Origin of the sequence: Amycolatopsis sp. cg5, assembly GCF_041346955.1 — a bacterium.
Taxonomy (GTDB): domain Bacteria; phylum Actinomycetota; class Actinomycetes; order Mycobacteriales; family Pseudonocardiaceae; genus Amycolatopsis.
In genome coordinates, this window is record NZ_CP166849.1 from 4,542,267 (window position 1) to 4,563,283 (window position 21,017).

Here is a 21,017-nt window from a genome sequence, read left to right on the forward strand (position 1 = left end):
TCACGCCGGGAACTGGATCGACGGCTCTTCCGGCTCGCCGACCTCCTGGTCGCGTTCCCAACCCTCGTTCTCGAGCTTGAGGCTCTGGATGGCGACCGCGTTGGCGTTGGCGTCCAGCTCGCCGAGGATCTGGTACTCGGCCACCCACGCCCGGTAGATCTTGTAGGCGACGGCGACCTGACCCGCCTCGTTGAGCACCTGGATGACCAGGTCCTTGCGGAAGTCACGCAGCGAGGACTCGGAGCCCTTGCCCTGCCCGACCATCCAGACCTTGTTGGCCCAGCGGTCGAACTCGACATCGTGCGTCACCCCGCGCTCGAGGGTGATCGCCTCGAACTCGGTGCGCCCCGCCGACTTGCGCGGCGAGCTGGCGTCGCCGCCGTTGCGGTGCTTGACCACCTCGGTGGTGCGCTTGAGCGGGCTGATCTTCGAGATGCCCGCGACCGTGCGGCCGTCCCAGAGCACCAGGAACTTGAAGTTCTTGTACGGATCGAACCGCTGCGGATTGACGGTGAACTCAGCCATGTCGTCCCCTAGACCTCGATCTGCCCGGCGAGCTGTTCGATCTTGATGACCACGAACTCGGCCGGTTTGAGCGGAGCGAACCCGACGAGCACGTTCACCACCCCGCTGTTGATGTCGTTCTGCGTGGTGGTTTCCTTGTCGCACTTGACGAAATAGGCGTCGCGCGAGGACACGCCCTGGAACGCGCCGCGCTCGAACAGCGCGTGCATGAAGGCGCCGACGTTGAGCCGGATCTGCGCCCACAGCGGCTCGTCGTTGGGCTCGAAGACCACCCATTTCGTGCCGCGGTAGAGGCTTTCCTCGATCATCAGCGCGAGCCTGCGCACCGGCACGTACTTCCACTGCGAGGCGAGCGCGTCGGCGCCTTCGAGCGTCCGCGCGCCCCAGACCACGGGGCCGATCACCGGGAAGCTGCGCACGCAGTTCACCCCGAGCGGGTTGACCAGGCCGTTTTCCGGGTCGGTCATCGGCACGGTGAGCGCGCGGGTGCCCGCGAGCCTGGCTTCGGTGCCCGCCGGCGCCTTCCAGACCCCGCGCTCGCTGTCGGTGCGCGCCATGATCCCGGCGACCGCGCCGCACGGCGGGAACGCGCGCAGCCTGCCGCTGAGCTGGTCGACGAGTTCCAGATGCGGGAAGTACAGCGCCGCGTAGTTGCTGCGCACCGAGTCCAGGGTGCCGAGGTTCGCCCGCGCCTGGTCGAGCGTCTTCCACGCGGCGGGGCTGTCCACCAGCAGGAACATCCGCTTGTCCTGGCAGAGCCGCTCGGCGGCGGCGATGGTGGCCACCATGTCGTCGGCGCCGAACGCGTTGATCTCCGGCAGGCAGAGCAGGTTGACGTCTTCGATCGCACGCAACGCGTTGATGCCGGTCTTCGCGCTTTCGCTGCCGATGATGTCCTTGAACGTCGGCGCGCCGCCGTTGACGCCCGCGGTGCCCTTGCCCTGCGCGCCGACGTCCGTGGTGGCGCCGACCTGGTACGCGGTGACGTTGGGGGAGGTGTTCAGGCTGAGCTTCGCGGCGGCCGCGCCGCTGAACTCGAGGATCGTGGCCGGTGTCGCCGAGCCGGAGACGATCTGCAGCCGGTTGCCCATGGCGGTCACCTTGATGGCGCCGAAGGTGCGGTCGCCCGGCTCGTCGGCGATCCCGCGCAGCGCGTTCTCCAGCTGCAGCGCGAGTTCGGCCAGCGACCCGGGTACGGGCACGTCCTTGAGCGTGATCTTCTGGGACTTGCCGGTGCCACGCAGGGTGACGGTGATTTCGCCATTCGGATCGGGCAGCGCGGCCGAGGTGTCGAAAGCGCCGGAGACGGTACCGGTCGGTTCGGGCCGATTCTTCACTGTGGCATCCGGGTGAGACACCCTGATCAGGTTCGACGCGGAATTGATCACGTCGACCGCATATCGGACGTCCGTCTTGTCCAGTGAAAGGTCGGTGAAGCTTTCCCTCGGCGACCCGCCCGCGCCGAAAACTTGAAGATTGAACGTTTCCGTCGGATTCTTCGTCGCGTAATCGACCGATACGCGCAGTTCATTACCCCAGGCACCCGGTTCTTTCGCGGACACTTTCAACGCGGGCCCCGCCGGGTCCTGCGGGCTCGCGGTGGTGTTCTTCAGCACCACCGTCGCGTTGCCCGCGCCGGCCGCGACGCGCACGACGATGCCGATCGAACCGCCGTTGAGGAAGAACTGCTGCACGGCGTAGCTGACCGCGCTATTCGCAGCCAGGCCACCGAAACGGCGCTCGTAGTCGGCGAAACTGGTGATCGTCACGGCCTCGTCGACCGGGCCCTGGGTGGTGTAGCCGACGAACGCCGTCACGGAGGTGGAGACGGCCGTGATCGTGCGCACGCGGCTGGGTAATTCCTCGATGTAGACACCAGGATAGGTAGGTGTAACAGGCATGCCGGCTCCATCTGTCGTCCTCGCGGCGCCGAAATTCGCCGCGGTGCCTCGAAAAGAGTGTGGGCGCCAGCCAATACCGGTATCCGGGCATGCCGAAATGGCCGGATACCGCTCGTGAATCCCCCCGCCACATCCCCTCAATCGCCCGTGGCGCCCCAAAGGATCTCGATAGCGATGTTTGACCCGATCACCCTCCGCGTCAAGCGGATCGGCGACCTTCATTCGGGCGGACTCGCATGACTACCCAAATGGGCCAATGGCGTGTTGACCGCCTGCTCGATCGTTTGCCCGAAAGGGCATCGTGATCAATTAAAATTGATCAGTTAATTGTCCATTGTGGATATTTTCCCGGATTTGCCGCTCGGTGACCCCGCGTGTCCGCCGAAGTAAAGGAACCTTTACTCTTCGCCGTACGTTGGCACGGGTATGACGGAGCCGCTCACGATCGAACTCGGCCCCCGTGACCTCTTGGTCGTCGCCGGCCTGCCGGGCGCGGGCAAGACCACGATGCTGCGCGCGGTCCACGACCTGCCGGTACTCGACTCCGACCAGGTCCGCGCCCGCCTGCGCGCGCAACTGCCCGCGCGCGTGCCGTACCGGCTGTACCGCCCGATCGTCCACGCCTGGCACCGCCTGCGCGTCGTCGCCCACGCGGCCGGAGCGATCGGCCCGGTGATCGTGCACGAACCGTCGACAAGGGCGTCGACAAGGGCCCTCCTCGCGACGGTCGCCGCGCTGACCGGCCGCCGCATCCGCCTGCTCTGGCTCGACGTCACCCCGGAAGCCGCACTCGAAGGCCAGCGCGCCCGCGGCAGGCTGATCCGGCCACGTTCGTTCGCCCGGCACGTCCACCGGGCCTCGCGGTTCCGCCACTTCCTGCTCGCGCACCACGTCCCCCGCGGCTGGCACTCGGCCCACGTCACCACCCGTGAAGCCGGCATGCGCCTGGCCACCCCCGCCGTAAGCATCGCGGGCACCTAGCACGACCAGGGTCGTGAGTGGTACGGCCGGTTCTAACCGGCGAAAACACTCACGACCCCTTCTCGGCTGTCCCGTCCGGGGCAGGGTCGTGGTCGGGCGTGGGTGAGGGCCTACTTCGCTCGGATTCGTGGGGTGTGGGCCTAGTTCGACCGTATATACGGGTGAGGGCCTCCCTCACCCACTCGGCTCGGGTGAGGGAGGCCCTCACCCGAGCCGAGCGTGGATGAAGGCTCCCCTCATACCCGGGCCTCGTAGCGGGGTGAGTGCGGTTCGTGTCGTCCGGGGCAGCCCCCGTGTTTGGGCGGAGTTTAGCGGGCTTTATCCCGGTTCGGCTTGCGAAGCGAGGGGTCCCTTCGGTGCGCGGTAAGCACTCTGGGGCACCCTCACTCCGTCAGACCAAGCTCGGTGCGGCCGGGGCTTACGAGTACGTGATGCCGGGGAGCGTGGTGCGGGCGGCTTGGAACTGAGTTTCCCATGACGAAGGCCAGCCGAAGGCGTTGGTGGCCAACGGCTTCAGGTTCACCCCGGCGGCGCCGCTCATGAAGTGGACGAACTCGCCCCAGTTCATCCCCCGTGAGAAGTCGTTACCACTGCGCGGGAAGTACTTACCCAGCAAGCCATAAAATTTCACCATGACCTGGGCGTGCCCGCGGTCGCGCCACAGCGGGTAGAACCAGTCGCGGAACCAATGCGTCCCGGCTCGCGGGAAGCTGTCGACGTGGTCCGCCGACATCATTCGGTTGTAGAAGGACTGGGCTTCGGCGGTCATGCCGAGCGAGACGTAGACGTCGTAGATGAAGAACTCCATCCACTTGCTGTCCTGCCACAATCCGAACGCGGGTGATCCGTGCTTGCCCGCCGCGATGCTCTCCACGACATGGCCTGCCTCATGCGTCGCGACCTCGTACTGCGGCTGGGCCCAGCCGTTGCCGCCGACGTCGCTGACGTTGCGGTGGTCGTGGGATGAGTCGTACACAGTGGACGGATGGCCGCCGTAGTACTTGGCCTCGTGGTGGATGGAGTACAAGCGGTCAGAGTTCATCAGGTTGCCGGAGTTGCCGTAGGTCTGCTGCGCGTACTTCCACATCCGCGTCAGGTACGGGAGCGCCCAGTCCTTTGTGGACGCTGGGACGTCGTTGTCGAAGTACAGCGCGACCGTGTCGTTGTAGCCGACCAGCTTGAGCGTCTGGACGTGCTCGAACCAGTGCTCTTTCCAGGTCGCCGGGGGAGCGGCGGCCGCGTCGGCGGTGCTCGGAACCGTGCAGGCGAGTGCGAGAGCGCACGTCAGCGCCAGCAATTTTCGCATGACTGCCCCACTTCGTCCTGGGGTGTGCGGACAACCATCCACGGTAGCGGCTGATCATGCGAACCAGAACTTATGGTTGGAAAGTTGTCCACCGCGACAACCTGGCCGGAGTCAGGTTGTCGCGGTGGCAACCTTTTTCAGTCAGCGGATGAGCCGCACCGGTAGCTCGCGCACGCCCCACGTGAAGTTCGACGCGGTGTACTTCGGCTCGCCGATGAGCTCGATCGAGGCGACCCGCGAGGCGAGTTCTTCGAGGAAGATCGAGACCTCCATGCGGGCCAGGCGGGTGCCGAGACACTGGTGCCGCCCGCCGCCGAACGCGAGATGGCGGTTCGGTGTGCGGCCGAGATCGAACCGGTCCGCGTCGGGAAAGGCCTTCTCGTCGCGGTTGGCCGACACGTTCCAGATGGTCACGCGATCACCCTCGCCGATGTCCGTGTCACCGATCCGGGTCGCGGTCATCGCCGTGCGCAGCACGTGCACGCCGGGCGTGGTCCAGCGCATGACCTCCTCGACGGCCGACGGCAGCAACGCCGGACCGCTCTGGCGTAGCCGGGTCCACTGATCGGGGTGATCGAGGAACGCGAGCACCGCGCCCGCCGCGGAATACCGGGTGGTCTCGTTGCCACCTGCCAGCACGCCGTTGCAGTTGACGATGATCTCCTCGTCCGTGAGCGGACGTTTCCCGTCGGGCGACGAGCGCTGGTCGTGTGCGATGCGGCTGACGAAGTCGTCACCGGGGTTCGCCCGGCGCTGCGCGACCAACTCGGTGAAGTACAAGAAGATCTCCGCGTGCGCGCAGAGCCGGGCCTCCTCGTCCTCGCCTTCGAACGCGTCGTTCATCGTGCCGCCGAGCCAGTCCCACTCCTCGCGTGGCACGCCCATCAGCGCGCACACCACCCGCGTCGGCAGCCGTCTCGCGACCTCGACCAGGTCGACCTCGCCCGCTTCGACGGCCTCGTCGAGTAGCGTGTGGACGATCCCGCGGGTGAGTTCTTCCGCGTGCGGGATCTCGCTCGGCGCGAACGCCTTCGAGAGCACCTTCTTGAGCTGCGTGTGGTCTGGCGCGTCCGAGACGATCAGCATCCGCTGGGTCACCGCGGCCACCGCGTCGGGGTTCGTGCCGATCCGCATCCCGAATCTGGAACTGAACACGTCCGACGCGTGGTAGACGCTGAGCGCGTCGTCGTAGCGGGTGACCGCCCAGAAGCCGCCGCCGTCCGGGAGGGGATGCCAGTGCACCGGGTCGTTTTCGCGCAACCAAGCCATGTGCGCGAGGAAACCCGTGTCCGCAAAGGACAGATCGTCGGTCAGATCGAGCACAGCAGGCCCCCGAGCAGCGGCAACGTCAGTGGAACCTGTTCGGTGCTGAACAGATGCCCGCCGGGGAACTGGCGCCTGGCGAACCCGGCGGTCGTGTAGCGGTCCCACTGGTCGAGATGCCGCGCCGTCACGATGTCGTCGGTCTCACCACCCCAGGCGTGGATCGGCGACGGGACGGCGACCTCGTCGGGAGTGACGAAAGTGGACACCAGCCGCGCGTCGCGGCGCAGGATGTCGAGCACGAACTCCCGGCTGTCCTCGTCAAGATCCTCCATGCCGACCTGGCCCGCGTCGAGCAGCCGGTTGAGCGCGTCGTCGTCGCGGCGCAGATGCTCGGTCGTCGCCCACAGGTGCGGGGGCTCGCAGGCCGCGATGACCAAAGCGGACGGTGCGCGGTCCTTGAGGCCGAGACGTCTGGTCAGCTCGTAACCGAACAGGCCGCCGAAACTCTCGCCGAACACCACCAGCGGCTGCTCGGGAGACGTCAGCGCGAGTATCTCGTCGACCACCTGCGCCGCGGCCTCGTCCATTGAGGAGGGATGGGGCTGTGACCAGCGGTGTTCGCGGCCGGGCAGTTGCACGCCGACCACCGAGACCGCGTCGCCGAGCTTGTCCTGCCATGGGCGGTAGCGCCCGCACCCCGCGCCCGCGTGGGGGAGACAGAGCAGCGTCGGCCGGTCCGCCGCTTCGGCGTGCCAGGTGACGAGCCAGGACTCGGGATTCACGACGCCACCTCCTCGGTGGCGCGGCGGTCGAGTTCCTCGGCCAGCATCGCCGGGGTCGGGTTCGCCAGCAGCACCGGGATCGACAGCTTGAGGCCGGTGGCCTGGCGCAGCGCCGCGACGATCCGCGCGGCGAGCAGCGAGTGGCCACCCAGCTCGAAGAAGTCGGCGTCGACGTCGGTGATCGGTTGTTCGAGCAGTTCGCTCCAGATCGCGCAGACCTCGGTTTCGCGTGGAGTGCTCGGCGCCCGGCCGGTGAACTGCCGTGCGGCCGACGCCGCGCGCGCGAGTTCGGCGCGGTCGACCTTGCCGTTGGCGGTCAGCGGCAAAGCCGGGATGAAGTCGACGACCGACGGGACCATGTGCTCCGGGAGCCTGGCGCGGCAGTGCTCGCGGATGAGCGCGTTGCCCTTCGTCAGGTCGTGGCCGTCCGCGACCGTGACGGCCAGCCCGACCGTCTCACCCGATTCGAGCACGAAGGCGGCGGCCGCGGTGACGGCCGGTAGTTCGGCGGCGACCTGCTCGATCTCGGCCAGCTCGATGCGGAACCCGCGCACCTTCACCTGTTCGTCGCAGCGTCCGGCGAACTCGAGCTGACCATCCTCTCTGGCCACCACGAGATCGCCGGTGCGATAGAAACGCTCGCCGTCGATCCTGGCAAACCGCTCCGCAGTCAAGTCCGGAAGATTCCGGTAGCCCAGCGCGACAGCGTCACCGCCGAGGTAGAGCTCACCGATCGTGTTGGCTGGCACGGATTTCCCGTTGTCGTCGAGCACACGGACGGAGTAGCCGGGCAGCGGGGTTCCGATGGTCGAGACATCGTCGCCACGCGCGGTATCGGACCAGGTGGCCGCGATCGTCGTTTCGGTAGGCCCGTAGACATTGAGCACCCGATGGCGTTCCGAAAGGCGATCGGCCAACACCTTCGGGCACCTTTCCCCGGCGACGACGACCACTTCGACGCTGGTCAGCGCGTCAATGCAGGGCGCTATCAAGGACGGCGTCAGCGAGACCGTGCGCGGGGCGATCGCGGCGATTCGCGCGGCGAGATCGACAGGGTCGCCGTCGTCGGCGTGCAGGTCCACGATCGCCGTGCCCTGACCGTGCAACAAGTGCAGAAAAGTGCACCAAAGCCACCCGTCGAAAGCAGGAGAAAGCGGATTCAGCCCCATTCCTCCCGGAGTGAGACCAATGGTCGACAGCGCGTCAAGGAATACGCCCAAGCCCGCGTAGCTGATTTCGACGCCCTTGGGCTTTCCGCTGGTGCCGGACGTGTAGATGAGGTAGGCGCAACTGTCCCGATCAGCGAGAACAGGCGATCGCGGAGTGGGCTCCGCCGCCGTTTCCGGGGCGATCACCGGCAGTTCGGAGTCCGCGGCGAAGGGCGGCACATCGTGCGCCAGCAGCACCTCGGCTCCGGCGTCGCCGAGCAGGTAAGCGATGCGCTCGGCCGGGTTCCGATCGTCGATCGGGACGGCGGTGGCACCCAGCCACCAGACCGCGAGCAGCGACGATGCGGCCAGCCTGGATCGGCCGGTTGTCACTGCGACAACAGTTCCGGGGCCAACGCCGGCTCGCGCCAGCGCCGTCACGATCGATCGCGTTCGCAGCGCGAGACCGTGAAAATCGAGTGACCCGTCGGGTGCGGCGAAGGCCGGCGCGGTGGGTGTCCGGCTGGACCAGTGGTCCACCGCGCCGAAGAGTCTGGACACTCCTGGTCCAGCCTGGCCCATGGGCAGGGCGGCGTGCGTCATTCCGTTTCCTGTTCTCACCTGGGGTTTGCCGACAAATGACTGAAGGCGCTGCTTTCGCCCCCAAAATCGCGAGCAGCGCCTTGATCGAGCGTTGAACGGCGTCAAACTACGTGCATTCCCGCTGACAGGCAACGGGGTGGCGAGAATTTCCTGTGGCCGCTGATCATCACTCACCCATTCAAGGTAACTACTCCAGTTGGGTGAGGGTTACTGTCAACGGACGGACTAATCGTTAAATGTCGATTTATGTCTCGCTGTCAGACGTGATTTTCGGCCGGAAATGTGGTCTTTTGGCAGTGGTGCCGAGTTCACCCGCCTATTTCGAAATAATATGACGAACCATGATCGCCGATGGTGAACTCTTGACGAGAGTGCCGCTCGCCGGTGTGGTCTAGACCACATCGGTTGGATCCAGGCAAGTGGTCTCCGGTGCCGTCTCAGATCCGCCCACTGGGAACCACAGCTCTGGGTGTGTGGAATGGAGCTGATATGAGTCTCAAACGCAAACTCACCGCCGCCGCCTTCGGTGCAGGTATCGTTCCATTGCTCATGGTGGCCGTACCGTCGGCGCCTGCCTTCGCGCACGGCTACATCTCGTCGCCACCGAGCAGGCAGGCGCAATGTGCTGCCGGCACACCGAAATGCGGTGAGATCAAGTACGAACCGCAGAGCGTCGAAGGCCCCAAGGGCCTGCGCAGTTGCAGTGGTGGCAACGCGCGCTTCGCCGAGCTGGACGACAACAACAAGGGCTGGAAGGTCACCAGTGTCGGTCAGTCGGTCACCTTCACGTGGAAGCTGACCGCCGCGCACCGCACCAGCACCTGGGAGTACTACGTCGGCGGCAAGCGCGTCGGCCTGATCAACGACAACAACCAGGTGCCGCCGAAAACCGTTTCGCACAAGGTGAACATGGGTGGCGTGAAGGGCAAGCAGAAGCTGCTCGCCATCTGGAACATCGGCGACACGGCCAACGCGTTCTACGCCTGCGTCGACCTGAACATCAGCTGATCGCCCGCACGGCCCCGGCGGAGCCCTCGACGGTTTCGCCGGGCCGTGCGAGTTCCGCCCGTGCCTGGTCGGGGGACAGTTTCCGGCCCAGCTCGAACTGTGCGGCGTACTCGCCTTCGCCGAGTGTTTCCCTTGCGGTGGCAGCGATCCGATCGATGTCACCGTGTTCCGCCGAGGGCAACGGCGCCCCGACGGACTCGCGTGCCGCGTGAGCCGCACCGAGCAGGCGTGCGGCACCGATGTGCTCGCCGGCGATTGCCTGCGCGCCCGCCAGACCTTCCAAAGCCAACGCCTGCGCACGGAGATCGCCCGTCGCGCGTGCGGCGGCGAAACCCTCCAGCTGCAACGACAGCGCGGCGCCGGGAACGCCGCGCAGTTCCTCGATGAACCCGAGTTCCGCCATGATCAGCGCGACACCGAGGTCGCCGTCGATCTCGCGGCACCAGTCGAGCCAAGCGCGGAGATGGGCTTCCGCACGGTCGAGTTCGCCTTGCCTGCGCGCGGTGAGCCCGAGGCCGACCTCGGCGAACTGGATGCCGCGCTTGTGCGAATGCTCGGTGGCGATGTGCATCGCGCGGCGGTGCAACGTCTCCGCTCGGTCATAGTCGCCTGCGAGCAGTGCGATCCGGCCGAGTCCTGACAACTCGTACGACATTTCGATGCGCAGCCCGAGTTCTTCTGCGCTGCGCAGACCTTCGCGATGCAGGCGGGCCGCTCGTTCGTAATCACCCTCGATCTCCGCGAGCGAGCTGAGCACGTCAGCTGCTTTGAGCTGACCCCAGCGATCGCCGAGCCTGCGAAACGCCGCGAGGCTCTGCTCACCGTCCCGTTCGGCCGCCGCGAGATCCCCGCGTGGGCGCGCCAACGCGGCGCGAGTGCTGAGCGCCGCGGCGACACCCCATTCGTCGCCGAGCGCACGGAACCGGCTCAGCGCCTGGTCGAGAAGTTCCTCGTTGGCGGTGAGATCGCCGGAACCGAGCAACCCGGCGCTGAGGAACCATTCCGCCCGCGCCAGGCCTGCCGGGTCGTCGGCCTCGTCGAAGAGCGCGAGCGCTCGCCGAGCCTGAGCGTTGAGGTCGCCGCCATCGCCGAGCAGGACTGCGAACCCGGCCTGCCAGGCGGAGACGCGGGCTCTCAGCGCGGCAGGCGCTTCGCCGGGCGCCGCGAGCGCGGCGGTGAGCGACCGATGGCCCTCGCTGAGCTTCCCGCGAAGGTACCAGTACCAGGCGAGTGCGTCGGCCAACCTGAGTGCCTCGGCGGCTCCCGCGTTTTCGAGCGCGGTCCGGAGGTTGGCCGATTCGACGTCCAGCCGAGCCAGCCACTGCCGTTGCTCGTGACCGCGCAGCCGGGCCCGCCCGGCGAGTTCGGTGTAGAAGTGGCGGTGTCCACTGAGGACTTCGTCGAATTCGCCGGATTCATGCAGTCGCTCGATGCTGTATGCCGCGACTGATTCGAGGAGCCGATAACGCGGTCCCTCGGTGACCACGACGAGTGACCGGTCCACGAGCCGCGCGAGCACGTCGATTTCGCCGCCGCAGACGGTTTCGATCGCTTCGAGGCCTGCGCTTTCCGGGTGAACGGCCAGCCTCCGTAGTAGTGCCCGTTCGGATTCGCCCAGCAGCTCCCAGCTCCAGTCGATCATCGCGCGCAACGTCTGGTGGCGGGGCGGTGTGCCGCGGTTTCCGGCCGCGAGCAGCCGGAAACGGTCGTCGAGCCGGGTGAGCAGTTCGGCGGCACCGAGCGCGCGAACCCTGGTGGCGGCGAGTTCGAGCGCGAGCGGCAGACCGTCGAGCCTCCGACAGATGGCCGCAACAGTCTCGGCATCGCCTGTGGCGAAGCCTGGCCCCGCGCGTGCGACGAACAAACGCACGGCGCTGGACTCGTCGAGTGGCGGAACCGGCCACACGGTTTCACCGGCGAGCCGGATCGGCTCCTGGCTGGTGGCGAGAATCCGCAGTCGCGGCGCCGCGGCCAGTAGGTGATCGGCGAGCTCCGCGACCTCCTCGATCACCTGCTCGCAGTTGTCGAAGACGAGCAGGATCTCCTTGTCCCGCACAGCGTCCGTCAGCTGATCTCGCAACGACCCCGATGTCGGTGCCTCGCGGATGCCGAGCGCGTCCGCGACGGCGTTCGTGACGTGGTGATCGAGCCCGGCGAGCTCGATCAGCCGGGCACCGTCGGCATGGCGGGCCTCGACCGCCCTGGCGAGTTCGAGCGCGAGCCTGGTCTTGCCGACCCCGCCTGGCCCGGTCAGTGTGACCAGCCTGCCGGCGGCGAGCAGCTCCCGGAGCTCCTCGACCGCGGTGGCACGGCCGACCAGCTCGGTCAGCGGAGCGGGCAGGCTGCTGCGAGGGGACGGGGTGAGCGCCGGGTCCTGTTCGAGTATCGCCTGGTGCAGCGTGACGATCTCCGGCCCGGGATCCAGGCCGAGTTCCTCGGCGAGCTGATGCTTGAGCTCGCCGAGACTTTCGAGCGCCTCGCTCTGCCGCCCGGCCCGGTACAACGCGCGCACGTGCAGCGCGCGCAGGCGCTCTCGAAGTGGATGCCTGCGGACTAGGTCACCCAGCTCGCCGCCCACCGGCTCGCCGAGTTCGAGCTTCGCCTCGGCGAGGTCTTCCAACGCGGCCAGCCGCTCCTCTTCGAGCCGTCGCGCGGCCTCGAGTGCGAACGGCTCGTCCGCGAAGTCGGCCAGCGCCGGCCCGCGCCACAGCGCGAGCGCGTCGGCCAGCAGCGCGACCCGGCGGCGCGGGTCCTGATCGCGTGACTCGGCCATGAGCCGCCGGAACCGCCGCACGTCGACGGACTCCGTGCGCAGCAGATACCCGGGCGGCTGATGGACGACCAGCTCGCGCGCGCCCGGTTCGGCGGCCTCCAGCGTGCGGCGCAGCTGGGAGACCTTGGTCTGCAGGGTGTTGGCCGGATTGCCGGGCGGGTGCGCGCCCCACAGGTTTTCGGTCAGCCGGTCGGCGGAAACCGGCTTGCCCTCGTGCAGGAGCAGGTCCGCCAGGAGGGCGCGCACCTTCGCCTCGGGCACCCGCACCGGGGTGCCTTCGGTGGTCCACACGGCCAGCGGCCCCAACACTCCGAAACGCACAAGATCGAACCTAGCGCGACCCACCGACAGTTTTCCGTGCGTGAACCATGCGCGGCCGTCGGCAAGGTGGTCCTCGTGAACGAAGAAACCACGAAAGCCCAGGTCACGGTCCTGGGTCTCGGTGCGATGGGCACCGCGCTGGCGGCCGCCCTCCTCGCCGCGGGGCACCCGGTGACGGTCTGGAACCGCTCGGACCGCCCGACCCCGCAAGGCGCCACGCGCGCCTCTACCGTCTCCGAAGCCATCGAAGCGAGCCCTGTCGTACTCGCCTGCCTGCTCGACCACCGTTCGGTTTACGACACGCTCGGCCCGTCTGCGGCCTCGCTGCGCGGGAAGGCGCTTATCAACCTGACAAGCGGCACTCCGGCGCACGCGCGCTCGCTGGCCGCCTGGGCTGCCGAACGCGAGATCGACTACCTCGACGGCGGCATCATGGCCGTCCCGCCGATGATCGGCCGACCCGGCGCGTTCGTGCTGTACAGCGGCTCACAGCCGGTGTTCGACACCTACCGGCCGGTGCTCGACGCGCTCGCCGACAGCCGCTTCCTCGGCACCGACGCCGGCATGGCGTCTTTGCAGGACATCGCGTTGCTGAGCGCGATGTACGGCCAGTTCATGGGGATCCTGCACGCTTTCGCGCTCGTCGGCTCGGCGGGCGTGACGGCGACGGAGTTCGCCCCGATGCTGCGCGGCTGGCTCACCGCGATGGGCGGCTTCGTCGAGGGCGCGGCGGAGCAGATCGACAAGCGCGACTACTCGATCGGTGTCGTGTCCAATCTCGCCATGCAGGCGGCGGGCTACCCGCACCTGCTGGAGGCGGCCATCGACGAGGGTGTCAGCCCCGCGCTGATCGCGCCCTTGCGGCCGCTTTTCGACCAGCGGCTCGCCGGCGGCCACGGTGCCGAGGCGATCACTGGTGTCATCGAACTACTCTGGGAGCGAAAGTGAACGTTGCGGTAATCGGTCTGGGCCCCATGGGACAGGCGATGGCTCGGACCTTCTTGGCGCACGGGTACTCCACGACGGTCTGGAACCGGACGTCGTCGCGTGCGGACGACATCGTGGCAGAGGGCGCGGTGCGCGCTGCGACGGTCGCGGACGCGTTGAAGGCTGACGTCGTCGTGCTGAGTCTGACGGATTATCAAGCCATGTATGACATTCTCGGCTCTGCTGACCTAAGTGGACGGGTGTTGGTCAACCTGAGTTCCGACACTCCATCTCGGACTCGCGAGGCCGCGGCTTGGGTCGCTGCGCGCGGTGGGACATTGGTGGTCGGCGGGATCATGGTGCCGTCGCCGTTGGTCGGGACGGAGCAGTCCTATGTGTTCTACAGCGGTCCGCGTGAGGTTTTCGACTCGGTCTCGCCGGTTCTGGCGGTGCTGGGGCGGCCTGACTATCGCGGGGAGGATCCAGCGCTGGCGCAGCTGTTCTACCAGGCGCAGCTGGACATCTTCCTGACCTCGCTGTCGGCTTTCCTGCATGCCACGGCGCTGGTCGGGTCGGCGGGAGTCGCCGCCGCCGACTTTGTGCCTTATGCCGTCGAGAACTTCGAGATGATGGGGTACTACCTAACGGAGGCCGCCGCGGGGATCGATGCGGGGGAGTACCCGGGTGAGCAGGCGAACGTGATCATGATGGGGGCCACGGCCGATCACATCGTCGGGGCGAGCCGGGACGCGGGCATCGACGTCGGGCTGCCCGGCGCTGTGAAGTCCCACTATGACGGGGCTATCGCGGCCGGGAACGGCCGGGCGGGCTGGACGAGCCTGATCGAGGTGATCAAGAAGGGCTCCTGAAGCGCTGCGGTCGTGAGTGGTACGGCCGGTTCGAGCGGACCGGTATTGGCTTCCACCCGCTCGAGTCTCGGCGCGAGTGGAAGGTTTGCTCCGTTGGGTGCAGAAATTCCTCCACTCGCGCGGGCTGGCCCACCCTTGGCACGTGACAAAAGCCCCGTCCGTGCGCACCAGCCAAGGCAACCTTCGAGACAGGGGTCGTGAGTGGTACGGCCGGTTCTAACCCAATGCCACGTAGCTTGAGTTGATCAGGCTGCGCGGGTGAGTCCGCGTAGCCTGATCGTGGGTGGGCTGGGGTGGCGGGTGCTGGCTGGTTCGGTGCGTTTCTTGGCGCGGTAGGCGTTGTGGCGTAACCGTTTGACCGCGCGTGGGCATGTTCGGTGTCGGCGGGGCGGGAGGGGTTTGCCGGTGATGTCGGCCAGGATCGTGGGTAGTGCGTCAGTCCAGTCCGGAGGGGGAAAAACCCGCCGTGCCGGTGGCGGAACGACGGGCGATACGCAGGACACGGCTGTAGCTGATCCGGTCGGGGTCGAGATCTGCGGCCTCGGCCGCGCGGGCGATCAGGACACTCAGGGCGTAATGGACGGTCAGCCACGCCCAGATCTCCTGATGCACCAGCTCCGGAAGCCTCGATCGCAGGATCTTGCCCGGCCCTCGAAGATGGGTTTTGAGCTGGTCATTGGCGGTTTCCTCCTCCCAGCGCTGGTGATAAGCCGCGGCGAGTTCCTCGGCGGCGTCGTCGGAGTCGGTGATGTTCGTGAGCAGCACGATCAGCTCACCGGTGCCGTTGCCCACGCGGTCGGGGATGTCGTATTCCACGACCCGGACCAGGTGCGCCTCCTCGGGGTGGATCTGGTCCCCGGCCATCGCAGCGTCGAGAATCTGACGACGACGGCCCGCTCCGCGGACCTTCGGGTTGATCAGAACCGTGAGATAAGACCCGTCGGACAGAACCCGCACCACCGGCAACGCCAGGTTCGCCGGTGCCCGCCACAACAACGCCGCACCCGTGCGTGAGGCGCTGTCCCACGCGTCCCAGCTATAGAAATTCCGGTCCGCGGTCAGCAGCTCATCAGCAAGCAGACGCGGATAGAGCTCCTGCGCCAAGGTTTGCTCCCCCGTCGCATAGGCGCCGACGCGAGCGGCGAGGAACGCGTGCGTGCCGCATTCGGCCAGCGCCACCACCCGCGCTTTCGGATAGGCCGAGCGGTGCTTGCCCGATCCGGCATACCCGAACTCCTCCACATTGCCCGCGGTGTCGGGCAGGTCGACCTCGAACCCGTCGATCGCCAGCAACCGCCACCCCCGCAACCACGCACCACGCGTGTCCGAGGTCGCCACCGCCTGCGCGACACCCTCGAACACCTGCTCCATCACCACCGGCCCCAACCGTTTACGAGCCTGAGTGATCCCACTGGCCGTCGGCACCGACCAGGACGCGTCCCAGCACCCGAACCGCGACAACGACCCGGTCACCTTCGTCGCGACCTCTTCATAATCATCGTCGGGGAACAAGCACATCGCCATCGTCAGCACCGCCACCACACGCGGCGGCAGCTTCCCATCCGACCGCTTCGCCCCCACCCCGCACGCCGCGATCGCGGCGTCGATCACATCCCGATCCACCGCCGCCACCAGCACACCCAGCGACACCTGATCCGGGCTAACCGTCACACCTGAACTCATAACCGACGATCAGACCAGCCCGCCCCAGACAACCCACACCGCCACGCCGCAAACCCACCACCACAAACAAGATCAACTTAAGCTACGTGGCATTGGGTTCTAACCGGCCGTACCACTCACGACCCATTCGGGAGTCGTCAAAAAGTGGTCGGTTATGCGGCAATAGCAGTCGGGACCCTCTTGCGGCGCAAGCGAAATCGGTACGGTCGGTGGGTTGACCACGGCGAAATGGGGAGGAACCTTGAACGTGACCAGGAAGGCGATGGTGGCCGCGGGTGGGGCGGCCGTCGCGGCGGCAACGGTCTTCGCGGCGGTGTCGACGGCGGCCGGGCCGACGCCGGCGCCACTGACTCAAGCCGCGGAAGGCTCGTGCACGACCGATGCTGCGGGAGTCTGCGACGTCTCGCATCTGCTCGGGGCCGTGCCGGTCGCGGTCGTCGTCACGCCGGTCATCGGGGCCGGTGATGAGGCGTACTCGTTGAGCGTCGTGCGGGGCAGCTACACGCAGACGGCCTTCGAGGTGCGGGCGATGACGGGCAAACGGGCGCCGTACGCGCATCGCGAGATCGTGTTCAGCTACGCGGCCTACGCGAATGCGCCAACACCCCCGACGTCGAGCAAGACGACGCCGGTGACAACGTCGAGCAAACCGACGTCACCGACGCCGTCGATGCCGTCGAGCAGTGCACCGAATCCCAGCTCGCCTCCGGCGACGACCAAGGTCGACCCGCCGAGCAGCTCCGGCGTGCCCGGGTTTCCCTAAAAAGAGTCGTGAGTGTTTTCGCCGGTTAGAACCCAATGCCGGGTAGTTAAGGCTTGGCTTGCACTGTCAAGCGATGCGTGAGCACGCGAAATCCGAGTTTGGGCCAGTGGATGGCCCAAACTCGGATTTCGCGACAGGTTGGACTCACCGTCAACGGCTCGATCGCAAGCCAGCCACCGTCCACGCAGGACTCAATCCGCAGAATCATGACCGCGATATCCTATTTGTCCGCTGTTTGGGTGGGTGTGGACGGCCTGAACGGGGCTCATGTCTCGCCCAGCGTTACAAACTCCCCGTTCGCAACGTTCAACCGACCTGCGCGACACCCGCCCGACAGCGGACTCGACCAACCCGCCCGATCCTTAACTTCCCGGCATTGGGTTAGAACCGCCCGCAACGCGCACGAGCTTTTAGCCGTAGATGCGCTGGGTTCCGGCGCGGTTCGAGACCAAGCCGTTGGCCCACAAGGACTCCACGCGTGACGCCTCGGTCGCGTTCGGGTTGGCGTTGTGGCAGGAGGGGCCGGGGCCGCCGCCGGACATGAGCTCCGAGCACGGGCCTTCGTAGTGGTCGGGGAGGCCGAGTGCGTGGCCGGTCTCGTGCGCCGTGATGCGGACGATGTCGTACTGGTTGGCCTGGGTGAAGTCGATGAAGATCGTGCCGGTGCCGTGGCCGTCGGTGTCCGCGTAGGACCCCTGCGGGTCGTTGCCTTCGACGTAACGCAAGGTCGCGCCCGACGAGCTCGGCTTGAGCTGGACGTTGGAGACGGCCTTGTTCCAGTTGGCGGCGCCGGAAGAGATGGCGGAGGCGAAGCTGGGCGCGCCGGATGCGTCGTAGTAGACGGTGGTGACCGCGGGTGCCGCCGTTGCCATGCCCGCGGTGAGCGGGAGGACGATGACGGCGAGCGCCGCGGCTCCGGTGAAGAAGGTCTTCTTGGACATCTGGGGATTCTCCTTGCCAGGACAGGGGATTCGCCTGTGTTGGCAGCGAATCTAAATTCCGGGCGAAGGAGAGGCATCCAACTTTCGTACTGTTCCCGTGGTGGTGATTTACCAACCTTGACTAACGCATGCGTGTCAGCTAATGGGACTGAGTGCGGGCCTTTTGGCCGTGCGTTCGTCGCCTGAGGACTGTCCGCGCAGGCGCCTGCCGAGCCACGGTCCCAGGAAAGTCGCTGCCCAGCCGAGTTCGGCGGCCAGCGAGAAAGCGGGAGCCGACACGGCCGCGGGATGCCGGGTCCAGGAGTCGTCGCTGCCGGGAAGGGAAAGGGCGTCCGCTACCGCGTCGGCGATCAAGGCGTGGCCGGGCGGGCTGCAGTGCAAGCGGTCCTCTGCCCAGAAACGGCGGTCGGCGACGGCGCTGTGCAACGCGATCTCGGCGACGGCGACCCCGTGACGGGCGGACGCGGCGCGGATGCGGTCGTTGAGGTCGTGGATGCGGCCGCGGACCGGGCGGGCGAGCGGGATGATCCTGGTGATGTCCGGGAACGTGACCGTCGCGACGCGGGCGCCGGACTCGGTGAGCGCCGCGAACATGGCCTCCAGATGACCGGCCACCTCGGCCGCGTCGAACCGGGGGCGCAGCAGGTCGTTGACGCCCGCGACGACCGTGGCCAGGTCGGGGCGCAGTGCGAGAGCGTCTTCGAGTTGCTCGGCGCGCACCTCACCCGAGAGGCGGCCACGGACGGCCAGGTTGGCGTACTGGAACCCAGGATTGCCGTCGCTGACGCGTTCCGCGAGCCGGTCGGCCCAGCCGCGCAGGCCGGAGACGTCGTCGCCGTCGCCGACACCCTCGGTCTGGCTGTCGCCGAGCGCGACGTAGCGCTGGTAGAGGCTCATTTCGGCGCCGGCACCAAGCCGTCGGCGACGAGGCCGGCGAGTACCGCGTCGCTGAGCGCGGTGACCGCCGAGAGTGGGCGGACCATGACCGTGAGCTCGGTGATCAGGCCTTCGTCGTTGAAGCGGAACAGGTCGATGCCATGGATCTCCGTGCCCTTGACGGTCGCGCGGAACTCCAGCACGTCCGAGTCGGTGCCGTGGAACTGGCCGACGTAGTGGAAGCCCTCGAACGTGCGCAGCAGCACGCCGAGCAGGCCGAGGATCATCGGGCGGCCCTCGAACGGGGTGAACTTCACCGGGCTGAACATCCGCGCGTCCGGCGTGAACAGCGGTTCCATGGCCGCGTGGTCACCGCTCAGCGCGGCCTCACGGAAGCGGTCGGTCGTCTTACTCATTTCCATGAGTACTCATATACATGACTATGATGGACCGCGTCCAGCTTGAGAGGAGTCCGACCATGGCGCTGCGGCATGCGGTGCTCGCCGCGTTGCTGTCCGGGGAGTACAGCGGCTACCAGCTGGCCAAGGCGTTCGACGTGGGCGTCGCCAACTTCTGGTACGCCCAGCCCCAGCAGCTCTACCTGGAGCTGACAAAGCTTGAGAAGGACGGCCTCATCAGCGGGCGCCAGGTCGTCCAGGAGGCCCGGCCGAACAAGCGGCTGTTCACCGTCACCGAGGCGGGCACGGCCGAACTCGCGCGCTTCGCGACCGCCGATTCCAAGCCGTCGTTCATCCGTGACGACCTGCTGGTCAAGGTGCAGGCCGTCGACCACATCGACGCCGAGCCGGTGATCGCGCAGCTGGACGAGCGGGCCGCGGCCGCCGCCGCGAAGCTCGAGTTCCTGGACAAGCTCCTGCGGCAGCTGCGTGGCGACCTCGACGAGGAGACCTTCCTTCGGCGCGGTGAGCCGATCGGGCCTTATCTGACCTGTCTGCGCGGCCGTCAGTTCGAGCAGGAACACCACACGTGGTGTGTTCGGGCGGCCACGATTCTGCGAGATCGGGCGAAAAAGCGGCCTTCTTGACCGATCAGGAACGGGATTTCCCGAACTCCGGTGTCGATTGAGGCGTATTCGAATCGACGGCATTACCAGAGACGCCGGAAGGAGAACCACCATGAACGCCACCATCATCACCGCGATCAGCCACCGCGACCGCTCCGTTCTCCGCGCTGTCGCGGCAGGCCGGTGCGAGATCTCGGGCTGCGCGGGCGGTTCGCTCGTGATCGACGGAATCGGCTGCTGCGACCAGTTCGTCGGCCCGCGGCTGGTTCAAGCCGGATTGATCGCGGCCATCTCACCGGGACCGGTCCGGCTGACGGAATCAGGCAGAGCGCTGCTCGAAGCCGCGTGAACCGGCGAAGACCGAGTGCGCCGCGCAATTGCTCCAGGCGGCGCACCTGACATCCCGTGAAACCGCTCTATGGTTTTGGGATGCCTATTCGAAGAAAGTCAGGAATTGCCTTGACCGCGGCGATGACCATGGCCGCGCTCGTTTCGACGGCCGGGCCGGCGGCCGCCGCGGCGACACTGACCATTGACGAGAACGCGGGCGTTTCCGTTTGGCCGTACGGTGTTCTGCAGGTCTTCGGCACCGCCACCTGCGCCGCGCCCGGCGGGACGGCCACCATTTCGGTGAATGCCATCCAGATCGTGATGCACATGGCCAATGGCTCGGGCAGCACGACCATCACCTGCGCGGCGCAGGCGGTGCCGTGGTCGGTCAGCCTGGGCTCACCGAACGCCTATTGCGGCGGAAATCCGACACCGGGTTACTGTTTCGCCGCCAATTCCGTCGCGTCGGCGTTCGGCAACCTGACCAAGGCCGGTGTTCAAGAGGCGACGGCCATCAAGGTCGTTCACACCTGAGTGCTCTTGCCACGCGCGTACGCGTAGGACTCGAGCAGTATCTTCCACACCGTCTCCATTTCCTCACGGTCGCGCGGCCCGTAGACCAGCTGCGTGTTCTGGATCGGGTGCGGGATACCCCAGCCCGCTTCGGTGACCTCCTTCTTCACCAGCCGCGGCAGCGTCATGTGGAGGCTGCCGTCCTGCTGCGGATGCAGGTGCGCGAACTCGCGGCTGCGCTTGATGAACGCGTCGTCGGGGCCGGTGCCGAACTCCGGGGCCAGGTGGATGGCCCGCGCCTCGGGGTACGGCACGTGGGTCGGCGCGAGGTAGACGCCGGGCAGCGAACGCATCCGCTGCCACAGCTCCTCCTGCATGGTGGTCGGCGAGATCTGGTTGAGCTGGCCGTGCGGGATCGGACCGCGGGTGCGCGGCTCCGGGCCGGGACGGACAGGCAGGTCGAACATCGCGAGTCTC

The 21,017-nt window shown here is 67.2% G+C and carries 19 protein-coding genes and 1 pseudogene; 8 read left to right on the forward strand and 12 right to left on the reverse strand.

Going from position 1 to position 21,017, the window contains the following annotated elements:
• Complete coding sequence (locus AB5J62_RS20350) at window positions 1-525, reverse strand: phage tail protein (RefSeq protein ID WP_370949878.1); 525 nt, start codon at window positions 523-525, stop codon at window positions 1-3.
• Window positions 526-533: 8 nt separating this feature from the next.
• Window positions 534-2,426: a phage tail sheath family protein gene (locus tag AB5J62_RS20355; RefSeq protein WP_370949879.1), complete on the reverse strand. Its 1,893-nt coding sequence runs from the start codon at window positions 2,424-2,426 to the stop codon at window positions 534-536.
• Window positions 2,427-2,852: 426 nt separating this feature from the next.
• On the opposite strand from AB5J62_RS20355, the gene AB5J62_RS20360 reads away from it, so the two are divergent.
• A complete protein-coding gene (locus tag AB5J62_RS20360) occupies window positions 2,853-3,407 on the forward strand; it encodes an AAA family ATPase (protein WP_370949880.1) in 555 nt (184 codons plus the stop codon).
• 418 nt (window positions 3,408-3,825) lie between these two features.
• On the opposite strand, the gene AB5J62_RS20365 is transcribed toward AB5J62_RS20360, so the two are convergent.
• The 4 genes from AB5J62_RS20365 to AB5J62_RS20380 all read right to left on the reverse strand — a co-directional run bounded on the left by AB5J62_RS20365 (window position 3,826) and on the right by AB5J62_RS20380 (window position 8,512).
• Window positions 3,826-4,713 (reverse strand): hypothetical protein, encoded by an 888-nt coding sequence (locus AB5J62_RS20365; protein ID WP_370949881.1) that lies wholly within the window; start codon window positions 4,711-4,713, stop codon window positions 3,826-3,828.
• 141 nt (window positions 4,714-4,854) lie between these two features.
• Window positions 4,855-6,036 carry a cytochrome P450 gene (locus AB5J62_RS20370; RefSeq protein WP_370949882.1) on the reverse strand — a complete coding sequence of 394 codons (1,182 nt, stop codon included), beginning with the start codon at window positions 6,034-6,036 and terminating at the stop codon, window positions 4,855-4,857.
• Window positions 6,024-6,761, reverse strand: coding sequence for a thioesterase II family protein (locus AB5J62_RS20375; protein WP_370949883.1), 738 nt, complete (start codon window positions 6,759-6,761; stop codon window positions 6,024-6,026). Before AB5J62_RS20375 ends, AB5J62_RS20370 begins: the two co-directional genes overlap by 13 nt.
• Window positions 6,758-8,512 (reverse strand): non-ribosomal peptide synthetase, encoded by a 1,755-nt coding sequence (locus tag AB5J62_RS20380; protein WP_370949884.1) that lies wholly within the window; start codon window positions 8,510-8,512, stop codon window positions 6,758-6,760. Before AB5J62_RS20380 ends, AB5J62_RS20375 begins: the two co-directional genes overlap by 4 nt.
• A gap of 489 nt (window positions 8,513-9,001) precedes the next feature.
• Between AB5J62_RS20380 and AB5J62_RS20385 the strand changes: the two genes are divergently transcribed.
• Window positions 9,002-9,520, forward strand: a complete 519-nt coding sequence (locus AB5J62_RS20385; protein WP_370949885.1) for a lytic polysaccharide monooxygenase auxiliary activity family 9 protein — start codon at window positions 9,002-9,004, stop codon at window positions 9,518-9,520.
• On the opposite strand, the gene AB5J62_RS20390 is transcribed toward AB5J62_RS20385, so the two are convergent.
• On the reverse strand, window positions 9,513-12,614 hold the full coding sequence (locus AB5J62_RS20390) for a BTAD domain-containing putative transcriptional regulator (RefSeq protein WP_370949886.1): 3,102 nt from the start codon (window positions 12,612-12,614) through the stop codon (window positions 9,513-9,515). The genes AB5J62_RS20385 and AB5J62_RS20390 overlap by 8 nt on opposite strands.
• Window positions 12,615-12,689: 75 nt before the next feature.
• Here AB5J62_RS20390 and AB5J62_RS20395 point away from each other — a divergent pair, with 75 nt between their 5' ends.
• Together AB5J62_RS20395 and AB5J62_RS20400 are read left to right on the forward strand one after the other, a co-directional pair.
• Complete coding sequence (locus tag AB5J62_RS20395) at window positions 12,690-13,562, forward strand: NAD(P)-dependent oxidoreductase (protein WP_370949887.1); 873 nt, start codon at window positions 12,690-12,692, stop codon at window positions 13,560-13,562.
• A pseudogene (locus AB5J62_RS20400) lies at window positions 13,538-14,410 on the forward strand (NAD(P)-dependent oxidoreductase); the annotation flags it as partial. The gene AB5J62_RS20395 and the pseudogene AB5J62_RS20400, both read left to right, overlap by 25 nt.
• A gap of 435 nt (window positions 14,411-14,845) precedes the next feature.
• Here AB5J62_RS20400 and AB5J62_RS20405 read toward each other — a convergent pair.
• Complete coding sequence (locus AB5J62_RS20405) at window positions 14,846-16,081, reverse strand: IS4 family transposase (protein ID WP_370945720.1); 1,236 nt, start codon at window positions 16,079-16,081, stop codon at window positions 14,846-14,848.
• A 253-nt stretch (window positions 16,082-16,334) separates the two neighbouring features.
• On the opposite strand from AB5J62_RS20405, the gene AB5J62_RS20410 reads away from it, so the two are divergent.
• Window positions 16,335-16,856 (forward strand): hypothetical protein, encoded by a 522-nt coding sequence (locus tag AB5J62_RS20410; protein WP_370949888.1) that lies wholly within the window; start codon window positions 16,335-16,337, stop codon window positions 16,854-16,856.
• 410 nt (window positions 16,857-17,266) lie between these two features.
• On the opposite strand, the gene AB5J62_RS20415 is transcribed toward AB5J62_RS20410, so the two are convergent.
• The 3 genes from AB5J62_RS20415 to AB5J62_RS20425 all read right to left on the reverse strand — a co-directional run bounded on the left by AB5J62_RS20415 (window position 17,267) and on the right by AB5J62_RS20425 (window position 19,089).
• Window positions 17,267-17,797 carry a snapalysin family zinc-dependent metalloprotease gene (locus AB5J62_RS20415; protein WP_370949889.1) on the reverse strand — a complete coding sequence of 177 codons (531 nt, stop codon included), beginning with the start codon at window positions 17,795-17,797 and terminating at the stop codon, window positions 17,267-17,269.
• Window positions 17,798-17,932: 135 nt separating this feature from the next.
• Window positions 17,933-18,694, reverse strand: coding sequence for an SGNH/GDSL hydrolase family protein (locus AB5J62_RS20420; RefSeq protein ID WP_370949890.1), 762 nt, complete (start codon window positions 18,692-18,694; stop codon window positions 17,933-17,935).
• The gene (locus AB5J62_RS20425) at window positions 18,691-19,089 is read right to left on the reverse strand and encodes a nuclear transport factor 2 family protein (RefSeq protein WP_370949891.1); all 399 of its coding nucleotides are present in this window, start codon (window positions 19,087-19,089) and stop codon (window positions 18,691-18,693) included. The genes AB5J62_RS20420 and AB5J62_RS20425 overlap by 4 nt, the downstream gene beginning before the upstream one ends.
• A gap of 62 nt (window positions 19,090-19,151) precedes the next feature.
• Between AB5J62_RS20425 and AB5J62_RS20430 the strand changes: the two genes are divergently transcribed.
• From AB5J62_RS20430 to AB5J62_RS20440, 3 genes are all read left to right on the forward strand, one after another.
• The gene (locus AB5J62_RS20430; RefSeq protein ID WP_370949892.1) at window positions 19,152-19,718 is read left to right on the forward strand and encodes a PadR family transcriptional regulator; all 567 of its coding nucleotides are present in this window, start codon (window positions 19,152-19,154) and stop codon (window positions 19,716-19,718) included.
• Between the two features lie 91 nt (window positions 19,719-19,809).
• Window positions 19,810-20,046, forward strand: a complete 237-nt coding sequence (locus AB5J62_RS20435; protein WP_370949893.1) for a hypothetical protein — start codon at window positions 19,810-19,812, stop codon at window positions 20,044-20,046.
• A gap of 110 nt (window positions 20,047-20,156) precedes the next feature.
• Window positions 20,157-20,561, forward strand: a complete 405-nt coding sequence (locus tag AB5J62_RS20440) for a hypothetical protein (RefSeq protein WP_370949894.1) — start codon at window positions 20,157-20,159, stop codon at window positions 20,559-20,561.
• Here AB5J62_RS20440 and AB5J62_RS20445 read toward each other — a convergent pair.
• A complete protein-coding gene (locus tag AB5J62_RS20445) occupies window positions 20,552-21,007 on the reverse strand; it encodes a luciferase family protein (protein WP_370949895.1) in 456 nt (151 codons plus the stop codon). The two genes, AB5J62_RS20440 and AB5J62_RS20445, sit on opposite strands and share 10 nt — an antisense overlap.
• Window positions 21,008-21,017: the final 10 nt, after the last annotated feature.